The organism is Cystobacter fuscus, from assembly GCF_002305875.1.
Taxonomy (GTDB): domain Bacteria; phylum Myxococcota; class Myxococcia; order Myxococcales; family Myxococcaceae; genus Cystobacter; species Cystobacter fuscus_A.
In genome coordinates this window covers 9547398-9562290 of sequence record NZ_CP022098.1, presented here as the reverse complement: position 1 = coordinate 9562290, position 14893 = coordinate 9547398, and the positions used below count along the sequence as shown (strand labels likewise).

General features: G+C 65.8%; 14 protein-coding genes. 6 read left to right on the top strand and 8 right to left on the bottom strand.

From position 1 onward, the window contains the following. Positions 1-76 precede the first annotated feature (76 nt). From CYFUS_RS38620 to CYFUS_RS38600, 4 genes are all read left to right on the top strand, one after another. Positions 77-682, top strand: coding sequence for a nuclear transport factor 2 family protein (locus CYFUS_RS38620; RefSeq protein WP_157758906.1), 606 nt, complete (start codon positions 77-79; stop codon positions 680-682). Between the two features lie 268 nt (positions 683-950). Further along, complete coding sequence (locus CYFUS_RS38615; RefSeq protein WP_095989754.1) at positions 951-1430, top strand: VOC family protein; 480 nt, start codon at positions 951-953, stop codon at positions 1428-1430. Positions 1431-1444: 14 nt separating this feature from the next. Beyond that, a complete protein-coding gene (locus CYFUS_RS38610) occupies positions 1445-1987 on the top strand; it encodes a hypothetical protein (RefSeq protein ID WP_095989753.1) in 543 nt (180 codons plus the stop codon). 469 nt (positions 1988-2456) lie between these two features. Continuing rightward, positions 2457-4058, top strand: a complete 1602-nt coding sequence (locus CYFUS_RS38600) for an RICIN domain-containing protein (protein ID WP_198316291.1) — start codon at positions 2457-2459, stop codon at positions 4056-4058. Positions 4059-4176: 118 nt separating this feature from the next. Here CYFUS_RS38600 and CYFUS_RS38595 read toward each other — a convergent pair whose 3' ends face one another. The 7 genes from CYFUS_RS38595 to CYFUS_RS38565 all read right to left on the bottom strand — a co-directional run bounded on the left by CYFUS_RS38595 (position 4177) and on the right by CYFUS_RS38565 (position 11832). Next, positions 4177-4620 carry a nuclear transport factor 2 family protein gene (locus CYFUS_RS38595; protein WP_095989750.1) on the bottom strand — a complete coding sequence of 148 codons (444 nt, stop codon included), beginning with the start codon at positions 4618-4620 and terminating at the stop codon, positions 4177-4179. Between the two features lie 213 nt (positions 4621-4833). Further along, a complete protein-coding gene (locus CYFUS_RS38590) occupies positions 4834-5229 on the bottom strand; it encodes a type II toxin-antitoxin system PemK/MazF family toxin (protein ID WP_095989749.1) in 396 nt (131 codons plus the stop codon). Next, positions 5226-5708 carry a hypothetical protein gene (locus CYFUS_RS38585; RefSeq protein WP_095989748.1) on the bottom strand — a complete coding sequence of 161 codons (483 nt, stop codon included), beginning with the start codon at positions 5706-5708 and terminating at the stop codon, positions 5226-5228. Before CYFUS_RS38585 ends, CYFUS_RS38590 begins: the two co-directional genes overlap by 4 nt. Before the next feature lie 57 nt (positions 5709-5765). Then, positions 5766-6968: an acyl-CoA dehydrogenase family protein gene (locus CYFUS_RS38580; RefSeq protein ID WP_198316290.1), complete on the bottom strand. Its 1203-nt coding sequence runs from the start codon at positions 6966-6968 to the stop codon at positions 5766-5768. Between the two features lie 297 nt (positions 6969-7265). After that, complete coding sequence (locus tag CYFUS_RS38575) at positions 7266-9455, bottom strand: ATP-binding protein (protein ID WP_095992490.1); 2190 nt, start codon at positions 9453-9455, stop codon at positions 7266-7268. Between the two features lie 274 nt (positions 9456-9729). Then, a complete protein-coding gene (locus tag CYFUS_RS38570) occupies positions 9730-10218 on the bottom strand; it encodes a hypothetical protein (RefSeq protein WP_157758905.1) in 489 nt (162 codons plus the stop codon). Positions 10219-10527: 309 nt separating this feature from the next. Continuing rightward, a complete protein-coding gene (locus CYFUS_RS38565; RefSeq protein ID WP_157758904.1) occupies positions 10528-11832 on the bottom strand; it encodes a hypothetical protein in 1305 nt (434 codons plus the stop codon). A 331-nt stretch (positions 11833-12163) separates the two neighbouring features. Here CYFUS_RS38565 and thiM point away from each other — a divergent pair, with 331 nt between their 5' ends. Continuing rightward, positions 12164-12958, top strand: a complete 795-nt coding sequence (gene thiM / locus CYFUS_RS38560) for a hydroxyethylthiazole kinase (protein ID WP_157758903.1) — start codon at positions 12164-12166, stop codon at positions 12956-12958. A gap of 14 nt (positions 12959-12972) precedes the next feature. Beyond that, complete coding sequence (gene thiE, locus CYFUS_RS38555) at positions 12973-13629, top strand: thiamine phosphate synthase (protein WP_095989743.1); 657 nt, start codon at positions 12973-12975, stop codon at positions 13627-13629. A 63-nt stretch (positions 13630-13692) separates the two neighbouring features. Here thiE and CYFUS_RS38550 read toward each other — a convergent pair whose 3' ends face one another. Next, positions 13693-14883 carry a hypothetical protein gene (locus CYFUS_RS38550; protein WP_157758902.1) on the bottom strand — a complete coding sequence of 397 codons (1191 nt, stop codon included), beginning with the start codon at positions 14881-14883 and terminating at the stop codon, positions 13693-13695. Between the last annotated feature and the right edge of the window lie 10 nt (positions 14884-14893).

Sequence of the window (14893 nt, the reverse complement as noted above, 5' to 3'; positions counted from 1 at the left end):
AGGGCGGCCTCATCGGATGGGTTTGTCCCTGTGTCGGAGCACCACCAACTTCGCTCCAGAAGGAGGTCGCTTGCTCATGATACGTCGAATCACAGTGTGTCTCGCCGCGCTCGTGCTCACCTCGCCCGTCTGGGCGCAGGATCAGGAGCACAAGGGCGCCCCTCCCGCAGCGAAGGGCTCGGTCACCCCCGTGGACATGTCCAAGATGGGGCCGTGGACCCGCAAGCCCACCCACGAAGCGAAGACCCGAAAGGAGGTCGAAGCCTGGTTCAAGGAAGGCGACGCCATCATGAAGCGGCGCGACTTCGAGGCGGATATCGCCCGGGCCGACTTCCCGATCTACATGGCGACCGATGACAGCAAGGGCATCCCGACGGCCGAGACGTACGACCGGCGGAAATACACGGAGATGATGAAGCCCATGTTCGAGCAGATACCCGCGGACACGCAGATGAACCACAAGCTCGACATCACCGTGTTGTCCGACTCGCTCGTCAGTTTCACCGATGACTACACCATGACCATGGGCGGGAAGAAGAAGCCCGGCCGGCTCACCGGGCTCCTCGTGAAGCGCGATGGCCAGTGGAAGTGGAAGGCGTTCTTCGAGGCGGGATGGGGCGAGGCGCAGACCTCCGCCGTCGGCGGCTCTGGAACGTCCGGAGACCAGGAGAAGCCGAAGTAGGCTCCTCGGGAGCGCATGGCGGTCGTGCCAGGGCAGGGGGGGTGAGCGCTTCCACGCTCACCCCCCTGGCGTGACTGTGTCCGCACTCACCTTGGTTGCTTTTTATAACCAGGGAAGCCATTCATGACATGACCGGGTTGAACGGGTGCACCATGGCGCGCTTCAGCATGTTCCCGCTCCGGTGTCCGGGGGCGGTTGGAGCATTCAAGGCCCCCAGGGCGCGAGGTTCGCGCTCACCGGTCCACGTCCGACGTAAAGGAGAACGGCCATGGAGAAGATCAGTCCCTGCCTCTGGTTCGACGGACAGGCCGAGGAGGCCGCCCGTTTCTACGTGTCGCTCCTGCCCGATAGCCGGATCGACGAGGTGGTGCGCTCGCCCGCGGACAATCCGAGCATGCGCGAGGGCGGCGTCCTGACGGTCGTGTTCACACTCGGCGGCCGGCGCTTCGTCGGGCTCAACGGCGGCCCGCACTTCAAGTTCAACGAGGCGGTGAGCTTCCAGATCCACTGCGAGGATCAGGCCGAGGTCGACCGGCTGACCCAGGCGTTGTCGGCGCATCCCGAGGCCGAGCAGTGCGGCTGGGTGAAGGATCGGTTCGGCCTGTCGTGGCAGATCGTTCCCCGCCGCCTGAGCGAGCTGCTGAGCAGCCCGGATGCCGCGAAGGCCCGGCGCGCGATGGAGGCGATGCTGAAGATGAAGCGGATCGACATCGCCGCGATCGAGCGCGCCGCGGCGGGCGGCGCCTGAAGAACCCGGCGGGTGTGCACCCCAGGGTGGACGCCGGCGCCTGGAAGGACTTCATGGGGTGTGCCGCTCATTCAGGGCAGGGTTTTCCTCCCGGGAGGCGGCTCGCATACATCGGTGGCAACGTCGAGCGCCGCTATCGCAAGCTCCGGCCCGAGGTGGAGACGCTTCCGTGGGGGACACTCCGCCCGGACGAGGCGATCTCCATCCCCCTGCTTCGAGGCACCTGGCGCTCCGCGACGCACCCGCTGGTGAAGGGGGTGTTGGGTCGGATCGTCAAGGACGAGGCCGCGCACGGGCAGTTCGGGTGGGTGTTCCTCGACTGGGCGTTGCCGATGCTGGAGGAGGACGAGCGGGAGGTCCTTCGGGAGGCGGCTGGGAGGACGATCGCCGCCGTCCGGGAGAACCAGGCACGCATCGCGGCACGGGGGGAAGGGGAGGCCAGCGCGATCCATGCGCTCGGGTGGATGCAATCCCAGTCGTATCTGGACCTCGCGCGCAGGTCGATGGAGACCGAGGTGCTCGCTCCGCTGCGGGCACGTGGGCTCGAACCTCTCTGACGCGACATGCGCGGGTACCTCACGGGCAGTGCGGTCGACCCGGCGGTGTTCCGCATCACCGTCTTTGTCGGCGTGGGCCGCGCTCGGGGTCCTCGTGCCTTCGACGCTCCTGGCCATCCTGGGCCTGTTCACGCGGGTGGCGATGGTGCTCGCGGTCCCTCAGTTCGCCGGGACGGTCCTCCACACCCACCACCTCCTGTGGTTCGCCGTGCTGCTCGCGGCGAGTCCCTGCGCGGATGTGCTCTCGGTGGACGCGTGGCTTCGCGTGAGGAGGCACGGCATCCGGGTCGCTCCGGACTCTGTGCACGGCAGGGAACGGCGTAACTGGCTGGAACACTTCAGGTTTTTTCAAGAAGTCTCGTTTTCTGGTTAATCTGGTTTTCATGGATCGTAACGTTATGATAGAGAGGCCGGCCAATTCAGCTTCTGCGTTGAAAGGGGTGCTTGAATGCGTGGAGCAGCTTCTCGCTTGTTTCTGCTGTCTCTCGTGGGGGCGATGACACCGGGCTGCGGGGAGTCCCCCGCGGAGGGCGGGTTGGACGAGGCCCTCGGAGGCGTCGTCGAGGCGCTCTCCGTCGATACCAGCAAGACGTACAACCTCGTCGGAGTGGGCAGCGACAAGTGTGTACAGCCCAAGGGCGGGAGTACGGGCGCTGGTACGGATGCGGTGATCTCGACCTGCAGCGGGGGCGTTGCCCAGCGGTTCGAGTTCCTCGCGCAGTCGGGCGGCTACTACAGCATCAAGAATGTCTCCAGTGGCCTGTGTCTCGACGTCACGGATGCCTCGACGAGCAGCGGCGCCCTGATCAAGCAGTGGTCCTGTTCGGGCGGGACCTACCAGCAGTTCCTGATCGAGGACACCGGCGAAGGGACGGTGAAGCTGGTGGCTCGGCACAGCGGCCTGGTGATGGACGTCATTGGGGGGGCGACGAGCAACGGGGCGGGGCTCCAGCAGTGGGGTTGGAGTGGGTCGACGAACCAGAAGTTCAAGCTGGTGGCCAGCGGCACGAGTGGTGGTGGTGGTAGCGATCCCTGCTCCATCTCCCTCTCCGATAAACCCGATGGCTTCGCCGCCCAATCAGGAGGCACCACGGGGGGAGGAAGCGCCTCCCCGATCCAGGTCACGACGACAAGTCAGCTCAAGCAGTACCTGGAGGATGGCCAGGCACGCGTGCTCCACATCATGAATGACCTGGACTTCAGGACCGCGGCTCGCACCGTGTCGGGATGCGAGAAGAAGGCGTCCTGTGACTCCATGGGCAAGGCCATCAAGGAGTTCCGGGTTTCGAGCACCTGCAACTCGGACGAGGTGACGTCCACCCGTACGCGCAACGAGACCACCATCAACGTCAAGTCGAACAAGACGGTGATCGGCATGGGTGACGGCGTCAGTCTTCGCGGAGTGTCGTTCAACCTCGGAAACCAGGAGAACTTGATCTTCCGCAACCTCGACATCCGCGACGTGAACCCAGGCCTCATCGAGGCGGGTGACGGATTCACGCTCACCTCGTCGAAGCACGTGTGGATCGATCACTGCTCGTTCGCGCTCATCAGCGATGGCTACCTCGACGTTGGCACCACGGCCTCCGAGACCAGTACCCATCCCGACTACATCACGCTCTCGTGGAGCTACATCGATGGGCGGACTCCGTACCAGTGTGGTGGTCAGCACAGCTTCGTGAACTTCGCCAACAACGCGAAGATGACCTGGCACCACAACTGGTACGACAACAGCTCGGGAAGAAACCCGAAGCTCGGCGGCGCGCTGATGCAGGCCCACCTCTACAACAATTACTGGCTCAACACGTCCTACTTCTGCATCACCGCCGCGGAGAATGCGCAAGCTCGCGTCGAGAGCAACTACTTCGAGAACGCGAGCAAGCCGCATTGGCTTCAGGCTCCGGGCGCGATCGCCATCGACAGTGGGAACGTCTATACCGGCAAGTCGTCGTCCAGCTCCCGGGACGTTGGCGGCAGCGTGTTCTCCGTCCCCTACTCGTACACCAAGGACAGTGGCACGGCCGCGAAGGACCGCGTCAAGGCGTGCTCCGGACCGCGGCGGATTCAGTAGCCGCGCTCGCGGGTTTGGGGACAGGGGGCGTCGGTGGGAGCGCCGAGCTCCTCCGGCTCCAGTACATCGAGCGGCGTGCAGCCGCTTCGGTGGCGGATGGGCAGCCCCGCGCGCGGCGCTAGGCACGCTTGATCGCGGCTTCGAGGTTCGTGAGGACCTCAAGCTGGCCCAACAGAATGGTCGCGGCGGTGTAGCAGTGGAACGACTGGACCTTGCCGTCCTTCAAGTGAAAGACGTCACAGCAGGGCGCGTGGATTTCCTTGCCTGTCGCGGGAATTGTTCCGACAGGCAGCTCCAGCGGCCCCCGATGCGTGCCGTTCAATGACAGCTCCACCACGACGACATCACCGCTGACATAGAACTTGTCAAGCGCCCGGTGCATGTCGGGAAATGCCGTCGCATAGATCTCGACCGTGCGGCCGATCTCGTCGCCACGATATTTACGACCAGCGGACACATCGTAGAAGTAGCCATCGTTCGCGAACAACGACACGAATTTCTTGACGTCCTGGACCTCCGCTGCCTCGTAGAGCGCGCGGATCACCTGCTCGTTCTTGGTCATTGCCATTCTCCTCGTCTGTGGTGGGTGAAGATTCCAGAGTTGTTGTGCGCGAGCGCGGAGGCGGCGATGGAGGTGCGGACTTCCATCGAGGTCTCCGGTCGAGTGTCTTGTTGAGGTGGCGCAGAAGTATCGACTCGCCACTCCTCGCGAAATAGAAAAGCCTGCAACTCATCGTTGCAGGCTTGTCGAGTCAGGAGAACTCGTGCGGGCGGGCTACCGCCCGAAGAACGACACCTGCTGGAATCGCAGTCCGGCCAGGATCTGCTCCACCCGCGCGTCGGACAGCGACCCGATCCGTTCACCCAGGCGGGCCTTGTCGACCGAGGAGAGCTGCGACACGACCACGACGCTCTGCTTGGGAAGGTTCCCCTCGCCCACCTCGAGCAGGACATTCCCCGGCTCGCTCGCCCGGTGCAGGTTCGACGTCAAGGCACACACGACCACGGTCGTGATGCGCGAGTGGTTGAAGACGTCGTCCTGAACCACCACGTGGGGATGGGAGTAGCTCGGGACGGGGCCGCGCGAGTCATCTGGCGCGATCCAGAACACGTCACCGCGGTTGATCCTCGCCGAGCGTGAGTCCGTGGGTTCTTCTGTGTTCGTCTTCATTTCGCGCTCACGGGCTTCTCCAGCGCGCCCGCCAGCCAGAGTCCCCAGAGCGTCACGGCAATGAAGAGAAGGGACAGCCCGAGGTTGATGGGGATGCCCATCTGGCGCAGCTCGTCGGTGGCGTAGACGTCGGTGCCGGGGATGAACCAGGAGACCAGCAGGCCTGGCCAGAAGGTGAGGGGCGCGAGCGCCGCGAGCCACGCCTTGGCTTTGTCCAGGGGCCCGGTGAGCGCGCCGAGCGAGGCGAGCGACACCAGGACCAGCGTGGTGAACTGCATTCCGATGTGAAAGCGGGCATGGCCCGGCCACCGCGGATTGAACAGGTGAGTGGCGTTGAACACGTCGGCGATTCCGACCACGACGACCGTCGCGATGATGGTGAACCCGAAGAGGGCCTTGGTGAGCCGGGTCCGGGTCGAGGCCTGGGAGGTGGAGTGGAAGACCGGCATCTCAGGGCCGGTCGTGGTGGGATTGGACATGACCTGAAGTATAGGAGCTGGTTTTGGAACGACAGACGCGTCTTTGACACCGCGGCGTCAGGCGAAGTGGTGGCCGGGCAGACCCATCTGCGTGCGGCCGAGGCTGGTGAGTGCGTCCCCGCGGCTGAGGACCATGTGCATCGAGGCCGCGTTCACGTCGCGCCACAGCGCCTGCATGGCGGACGTCTCGAACAGGGACATGGCCCCCGAGTCGAGGAACAACTGGTTCGTCAGCTCGGCGCAGGTCCGCGTGATGAAGGCACGCTGGCCGAACATCCGCGCGCGCTCCTCGTCGCTCGGAACCTGGCGCTCGGCCTCGGCGGCATCCCACGCGTCGCGGACATACTGCAGCAGGAGCGCCCGCGCGGCGTCCCACTTGACGGTGGCATCCGCGAGCGTCATCTGCGAGTACGGGGCCTCCTTCGCCGCGGTGTGCTCGTAGGCTCGCACGCGCTTCTTCGTCCAGGCCGCGTACTCCTCCAGGACCCGCTGCGCCGCGCCCAGCGCCGGATAGCACAGCTGAATGGCCGCCATCGCCATGAAGGGCAGCTTGTACAGCGTGCCGGGCTCGCTCACCTCACCCTGCGGCTTGCCGTCGGCGGCGAAGCGCGCCAGGGCGAAGATACGGTGCAGCGGCACGAACACGCGCTCGAGCTTGACCTCGTTGCTCGCGGTGCCCCGCAGGCCCACCGTGTGCCAGGTGTCCTCGATCTTCAGCTTGTCCGCCGGGACGAACATCGCGAGCGGCTCGGGTTCCGTCCGGCCGGGCAGCTTCGCGACGACGGCCAGACCAGCCCACGAGCACCACTCCACGCCGCTGACGAACTTCCAGTGACCGGACAGCAGGAAGCCTCCGTCGACGGGCTCCGCCTGGCCGGCGGGAACCAGCGAGTCGACGATCAGCCCCGGCTTGGAGTCGCGGACCTCCTGCTGGAACCGCTCGGACATGAACGACAGGTACCACTGATGTCCGATCGTCAGGCCGTAGAGCCAGCCGAGCGCCGCCGACCCACGCGACAGCTCCCGTCCGATCTCGACGATCGTCAGCGGGTGTCCCTCGAGGCCGCCCATTCGCTTCGAGGTCCCGAGCCGCAGCAGTCCCGAGTCGAACAGCGCGTCGATGACCACACGGGGAATCCGACGGGTGGCATCCGTCTCCTCCCGGTGCTTCCAGGCGAGCTCGGCGAGCCCCCGGGCACGCATCATCAACTCCGCCTCGGTGAACTCCTCGTTTTGAACAGCCATTCCCTGTCTGGACATGACATTCATCCGTTCCCGGCGCTCCGGTGAGCGACCGATCGATGTCTTCCATGCGGTGCATCCGCGCGGAGGGCTCCCTCCGGAAGACCGCCATGGAAGAGCGGTGTGACGGTGCGTGAACATGTAGTGCCATGCATGGCTGGCTGTCAATTGACGAATTGAATGGTTTGCGGCGAACGGGCGCCTCGGTATCGATGCCCTCGATGTGAGCTGCCTGCCGCGGCAGAAATCCGCTTGTGTTGTGCGAAAGGGCTTTCCAGGGCCGCCGCGACAAGTGCAGAGTGTTCGACGTGGCCGTCATGTCGTCCGCTGGACGGGGTGGTAGGGCAGCTCCAGGGTGAACGCGGCTCCACGCCCGGGCCCGTCGCTGTGGACGGTCAACGTTCCACCCAGTTCCTGGGCCGCCAGGGCGCTGGAGTGCAGGCCGAAGCCATGCCCTTCGTCCCGCGTGGTGAAGCCATACTGGAAGATGCGGGTGATCATCTCCGGCGCGATGCCCATGCCGTTGTCGCGGATGACGATGTGGACGCGGTCCGTGGAGGTCTGCTCCAGGCTCATCAAGAGAAGCCGCTCGCTCGGTGCCACCGTATCCAGGGCGTACCTGGCATTGCTGATGAGATTGACGAGGATCATCAGCGTCTTGTGCTTGTCGATCATCAGGTGGGGCAGGGGGGTCAGCTGCCGCTGTACCCGCACCTGGTGGCGCGAGAGCTCGGCCGAGTTGATGCGCAACGCGTCTTCCAGCAACTCCGCCAGGTCGACGGGCTCGTGCATCCGGGGCGCGCGGGCGTGATTTTGTTGCATCTTGATGATGTCACCGATGTGCTCGGTATAGCGGCCCACGTCATTCAGCAGCGAGACGATCTCCGTGCGCTCCTCGAGCAGGTTCTGCCCCAGCCGGTCCAGGAAGGGCAGCAGGAGCCGTCCGCGCTCATCCTGGGTCAGGAAGCGCGTGAGGTCGTCCTGGTTCTGCTCGAGCATGTTCGTCACCCGGCCCACCTGCTCCAGCCGCATCTTGAGCATCCGATCCTTGGCGAGCTGGGCCGAGGTGTAGACGCTGTTGAGCACGTTGCCCACGTTGTGCAACACATGGGTGGCGCTCTCCGCCATGCCCGCCCGCCGGGCCGTCTGCATCAGCTTCAGGTGGACGTCCCTGAGCTCGCGGGCGCGCTCCTCCACCCGCTGCTCCAGACCCTCGTTGTTCTGGCGCAGGGCCTCCTCGCGGTGTTGGACCTGGTCGGCCATGTGCTGGAAGGCGCGGGCCAATTGCCCCAGCTCGTCGCCGCGTGAGGTGCCCAGCGCCACCTGGAAGTCACCGGCCGCCACCTTGTCGGTGGCCTGGGTCAGGGTCTGCAGCGGGCGCGCGATCTGCTGCTGGAGCACCCGGTACATGATGACCAGCTCCAGCAGCAGCGACAGGAGGCCGAGCAGCAGCACGTAGCGCGCCGCGAGGAAGGCGGGCCGCGACACCACCTGCTCCGGCAGCACCGTGGCGAGGTTCCATCCGGGACCCTTCAGCCGTGTCACGGCGATGTACTCGCCGTGCTCTGGCAGCTCCAGGAGCGTCTGGTCGGGCGCGCGGTTCTTCACCCGCTCGAAGATGCCGCGCAGATGGGCCGCCTTCTCCCGGGAGCCGAGGCGGCTGACCGCGACGTCGGGTTGCTCGGCGCCGCTCAGGATGTTGTAGGCGCTGCGGGTGTCCTCCAGCCTCTGCTCGGGGTGGGCGATGAGCTGACCATCGTCGCGGAAGAGCACGTTGTAGGCACCGGGCAGATGGCCGTCGATGGTGCGGGCCATGACCTCGTCGAGCAGCACGTCGTGGCCGATCGTCGCGACATGGCGGCCGTCCAGGTCCAGCGGCGTGGCGCCCGACACCATCCATTCGTGGCTGATGGGCTCGTTGTAGATGCCCGTCCAGGTGGTCTGCCTCCGTGGGTTGTTCTCGGGTTGGCTGAGGATGAAGTCCTCGAAGCCGGTGATGGAGAAGTCGGACGCGAGCTCATGGCTCCAACGGGGAGTCCACGGACTGAAGCCCACGATCGCTCCCTCCGGGAAGGTGATGTAGGTCGTCTTGAAGCGGATGTAGAAGGCGGGCCCGTACTTGGAGAGCACGTCGTACGCGGCCACGAGCCGGGCGCGGAATCCGGCGTCGAGCGTCACGTGTGGGGGCATGAAGACATGGATGCCCTGGAGGGACTCTTCCTGCTCGGGGCGGTTGCGCAGCGTGCCATCGGGCAGCCGCGCGACCAGGCTGTCGAAGCGAGCGCTCACGTCCTCCCGTGGGAGCTCCCGGAGCCGTTCCTCCAGGGCCTTCTTGAGGAACGCATGGTTGTCTTCGGCCAGGGTGAAGATGGCCTGCTCCCGCTGGCCGCGCTCGGCGACATGCCGTTGCAGATGCTCCAGGGCCTCGGTGCGCAGGGCGTGGAGCATGTGGAGGTAGCTGACGAGCGTGGAGAGCGCGATGACGACCGCGATCCGCACGCCCATCTTGAGGAGCGTCGAGCGGGCCAGGGGGGCTCGGGGACGGAACGAGGGGTTCATGGTGACTTGCCGACCTGACTTGCTGCGCTTCCCGTCCGGCTTCAGGAGCCGCCGGTTCACGAAAGTATCCAGCCCCCCCGCAGTTCATCACGTCACACGCCTCGAAAGAATGGGGACCGCGTGGATGCGGCGGGCGGGTGAGTGGCGGGAGGGGCGGAACTCGGAAGGAAGCCAGCCGGGCCGACAGCCGGCGATGCGCGGAACCCACGCGCACCAGGAGTCAGGGGCTCGCGAGCGACTCCACCCGGGACAGCCGCAGCTTCAGGGTATGGGTCCCGTCCGCGGAGATGGGGAGTTCGAGCGTGCCCGCCGCGAAGTCCTTCTCCTCGAGCCTGTAGGACGTGGTGAGGATCTCCTCACTGGAGAAGAGATCGACATCCAGGACCCTGATGCTGATGGGCGCGTTCAGCAGCTCGGGGGAGGTGGTCACACAGGCGCCATTGTTCCAACTGGGAGTGAAGCTGGAGGACTCTCCGGTCTTCACCTTGCCCACGGAGCCCCCGGCCGGGCAGTCCAGTTCCACGACCACGTCGGGAGCATCGGAGCCCACATCCCATGAACCTCCATCTGGTTTCGTGGGTGGAATCGAGGCACTCAGCGGCTGGAGCGACCAGTGCGTGGCGCGATCGGCGAGGCATTCCCAGCCCCGGAGCACGTCCTGCTTCTGGCAGCTCTGGAGCAACTGGCACATCGCGCACTGCGCCCCCATGCTTCCACACGCGTATTGGGACTGGGTGCGGTAGCACGCGCCCCTGAGGCAGCAACCGCCCTCGCAACTCTGCGGGGTGCAGGTGGGCTCCGCGGGCGTACCAGGTTCCGTGGGTTCACCAGGCTCCGTGGGCTCACCAGGCTGTGGAGACCCGAGGGGGGGTCCTCCCGTGCTGGGCAGATCTTCCAGCCCCAGACCACAACCCCCAACGGCTCCGGTCAGTGGAGCCACGAGGAGAGAGAAAACAAGCCATCTCGCAATCTTCATACCGTCTCCCTTGTGTGACACCCATGGCCCTTCGATTCGCATCTACAACCGGGAAATGCATGAGACGGAGGCGGAGAGGTTCGCGTGTTCAGCCACACCATCCAGATACCAGGAGCCGTTCTGGACGTAGGCGCGCACGGAGTCCAACGTGCCTCCGAAATGGCCCGATACCATGCTCAAGAAGCACACCTGCCCGGTCGCCGTCCCCAAGGGGATGGTCCCCATGCCCTTGGACCAGGTGAATTCGCTGTGGTGGGTGACCTTCCCCACGCACCGGGCGGTCGCCGAGGCGCCAGGCTGTGAGCCGCCCCCGAGATAGTAGTAGCCGTCGCTCCCCACGGAGATCTCGATGCGATCATTCGCCCCTTGCAACCGGCCCGAGATGTTCGTGAGAAAGCAGGCGTTGCCCTCCTGAAGGACCATCCGCACGGGAGGCGTTCCCGCGCTCCACATGAAATCACCGGTCCTGGGATAACCATTGGCACAGGTCGCCGAGGCGCACACTCCGGCCTCGCTCGAATTCCCAGAAAGATACCAGGAGCCATTGCTCGTCAGGGTGGAAACCGAGTCCGTGGCGCCTCCAAACCTGCCAGACATCCGGCTCAAGGCGCAGGTCTGCCCGACGTCCTCCGCGAGGCGGGGCGGGGCTTCTCCCCGGCACCAATCGAAATACGTTGGCAGCCGGGTGACGACGCTGATCTCACTCAAGACCTTCTTCCCCGAGGTGATCACCAGCTTCTCGCTCTCGCCGCTGTAGTCGATGCGCGCATCGTCGACCCGGATGGTCATGAGGTAGTGCGACAAGAAGGATCTGGCGAAAGTGATGTCCTGCTGAGAGCCATTCCTGTTCTGCAGGAAGATCCTGACGTTCGAATCCCGGATGTCCTTCTCGAACAAGTCATAGCCGTAGAAGTTGACGCCCACCAGGGAGCCCTGCTGGATCTGCTCCAGCTCGACCACGGTCGGAGACACCGTGCAGAAATGCGGCACCGGGGGGGCTGGGGTCCGGCCGTCCATCTCGTCGAGGATCCGCTTGAGCCCCTCGATCATCCGGTTCCCGATGAAGTCCACATCACATCTGAGCTCGGCGCTGCCCGTGGCGATGCCTCGCTCCGCCAACATCGTCACCTGATGGGCGATGAGGTCATCGCCATCCTTGAACAGGTTGGCTTCGAGTTCCTTCATCGTGGTCTGCCATGATGAGGATTCACGGCCAATCATGTCGATCGCGCCCTGGATCGTGGTGACCGCGCCATTGATTTCCTGGCAGGAGTTGCTCAACACCGCCACCAGACACAACAGGGGGATCTGGACATGGCGGCGAAAGGAAAGGGTTTGACGCTTCATGTCCTGACTCCGGGAGTGATGAAAAGACGACTTTTCAAGCATAAGGCCTCCATAAACGTGATTTCAAGGACAAGCCTGAAAAACCTCTATGATGAAAAAATTCTGTGGGGTTGAGGATTTCCAGACGAGGGGTTCTCCTCCTGTCTGGTCACACAGCACCGTGAGCGTGGGTCGCGCCTTCTTCTTCTCGCCGAAGGAAACTCGATGGAGTTCATAACGATTCGGAGCGGCGATTGAGGCTTGCCGGGCGTGGGGGGTCCGGGCGAAGGAGGAATGGCGGGCGCATGTCGACGTGGATGCGCGGAGGGAAACCAATGAAGAGGAGCTGGCGATGGAGCTGAGCGCGGGGGTGTGGGAGTCGCTGAAGGCCGTGCGGGAGCGTGCGCCGCTCGTGCACAACATCACCAACTACGTCGTGATGAACAACACGGCCAACGCCCTGCTCGCGGTGGGGGCCTCGCCCGCAATGGTGCACGCGCGGGAGGAGGCGGCCGACTTCGCGGTCCTCTCGCAAGCGCTGGTGGTGAACATCGGCACCCTGTCTCCGGACTGGGTGGAGGCGATGCGGTTGGCCATCCACGCGGCGCGCCATGCTCGGGTGCCATGGGTGTTGGATCCGGTGGGCGCCGGTGCCACGCGCTATCGCTCCGCCACCTCCGCCGATCTGGCGCGACAGGCTCCGGCGGTCATCCGCGGCAATGCCTCGGAGGTGCTCGCGATGGCGGGTGAGGCGGGGGCCACGCGCGGCGTGGACAGCACCCAGTCCTCCGACGCTTCGCTCGAGGCGGCACGAGGGCTGGCCTCCCGCCTGGGCACCGTGGTGGCCGTCACGGGCAAGACGGACTACGTCACCGACGGCTCCCGCGTGGTGGCGGTGGACAACGGCCACCCGCTCATGGCCCGGGTGACGGGCATGGGGTGCACGGCGTCCGCGCTCGTGGGCGCCTTCCTCGCGGTGGAGCCCGACGCGGTACTGGCCGCCTCGCGCGCCCTCGCCACGCTGGGCCTGGCCGGGGAGCTCGCCGCCGAGCAGTCCAAGGGTCCGGGTTCGCTGCAACTCCACCTGCTGGACGCGCTCTACACCCTGGATGAGGCCACCGTGCGCGCCCGCGCCCGCCTGCGCTGAAGGAGACCGTCCGCATGACCCGTCGTGTGCCCGATCTGTCCGTCTACCTCGTCACCGACCGCCTGCTGTCGCGCGGGCGCGGGCTGGTGGACGTGGTGCTCGCCGCGGTGCGCGGCGGAGCGACCCTGGTGCAATTGCGCGACAAGGATGTCCCGGCGCGCGAGACGCTGGCATTGGGTCGGGCGCTGCTCGAACGGCTCCGGCCGCTCGGGGTGCCGCTCATCGTCAATGATCGGGTGGACCTGGCGCTGGCGATGGGGGCGGACGGTGTGCACGTGGGGCAGGGGGACCTGCCGCCCGAGGTGGCCCGGCGGCTGCTGGGGCCCGACGCGCTGGTGGGTCTGTCCATCACCGGGGCGGAAGACCTGCCCACGTTGGATCCGTCGGTGGTGGACTACGCGGGCGTGGGTCCCATCTTCCCCACCGGCTCCAAGCCGGATGCCACCCCGGCGCTCGGGCTGGAGGAGCTCACCCGGCTGCGGCGCCTGCTGCCCGTGCCGACCGTGGCCATCGGTGGCATCTCCGCCGCCAACGCCGCGGCGGTCGTCGCCGCCGGGGCGGATGGGGTCTCGGTGGTGTCCGCCATCTGCTCCGCGGACGACTGCGAAGTGGCCGCGAGCACCCTCGTCCGTGTCGTCCGCGAGGGGCGCGCGCGCAGGGGCTGCCCGTAAGGCCAGACAAAATGAGTGCCTCGACTCCCCGTTCACCGGGTGCCCGGGGAGTTCCCGACCGGCTCAAAGTCCGTCGGGATAGCACCACCCGGAGGTGTTATCGACCCCGCCGTTGGCGAGCGGGTAGGAGACATAGCCAAGCTCTTCTCCCGCGCCGCATTCCGAGCGGGCGCGTGCGTAGCGGTAGCAGGTGCCATGGCCCGAGCGTGTCAGGTCGACGCAGACGCCTCGCGCACCCTCGACGCCGCAGAACTCGGCCCAGTTGACGCTACAGGTCTCGCCAATGAGTGCCGGATCGAAGAGATAGCCAATGGGCTCCATGACCGACTGCTCGATGCACAGGCCATAGACGCCGCATACCGTGCCGGTCGGGCACCCCGGGTCCGCCGCCATGAAGTCGCACGTGGCGAGGCACTGCCGCGTGTCGTTGTAGGCGCTGGAGCAGGCATAGCCGGGCGCGCAGTCCGTCGAGGCGAGCTGGTCCTCGCTCGCCGCGGGTGTGTACGTGCATGCCTGTCCCTGCGTCTTGGTGCCCAGTGACTCTTCGAGCGTACCGTCGCTGCCCACGGTGTCGTCGGCGACGCAGGTGTGGTTTGGGGGGATCGTGGTCAGCGCACCTTCGCGGGGATCGCAGCCGCCGGGGCGGATCGTGCTCCACTTCGCGAACCGGATCCATCGGCACTCACCGCCCTCCACCGGTGCGGTTCCAGTGTACGGCACTCGGAGTGGCGGAGCGGCCACCGACTCGCGCAAGAGCACATTGGCGATTGCGCCGGCGGTCTGCTGGGGCGAGACCTTGCTCGCGACGAAGAGCTTGCCCGACTCGGCGACGAAGGTCTTCGCCGTCGACGCACCGGCGTCCTGGTAGCCATAGACGCATTGCTCGCACGAGAACAGGTTGGTGCCGCCGTTGGCCAGATCATGAAGCCCCAGGGCGGTGTTCACGTCCAATCGGATGTACGCGGAATCCGCCACCGCGGGATCCCCGAGGTTCGAAAACTCTCCGCGATACGTCGGCTGTTGCCCATACCTCACGGGTGACAGCTCGATGCCATTCTCGAGCTCGCCGAGGGTGATCTCCGTACACCCGGCGGGAGGCGGTTGGTGCAGCGTCTCTTGCTCGAGTGCTTCCATGGGATCCTGCACGGGAGCCGGCGCTTGTGTCTCCCGGCCACATCCCACCACTGCCGTCAGCAGAACCACGCCCCACCGCCACCCACTGGAAGATGCAACGTCGGCTCGACGGTACGTCATGTGAGTTCTC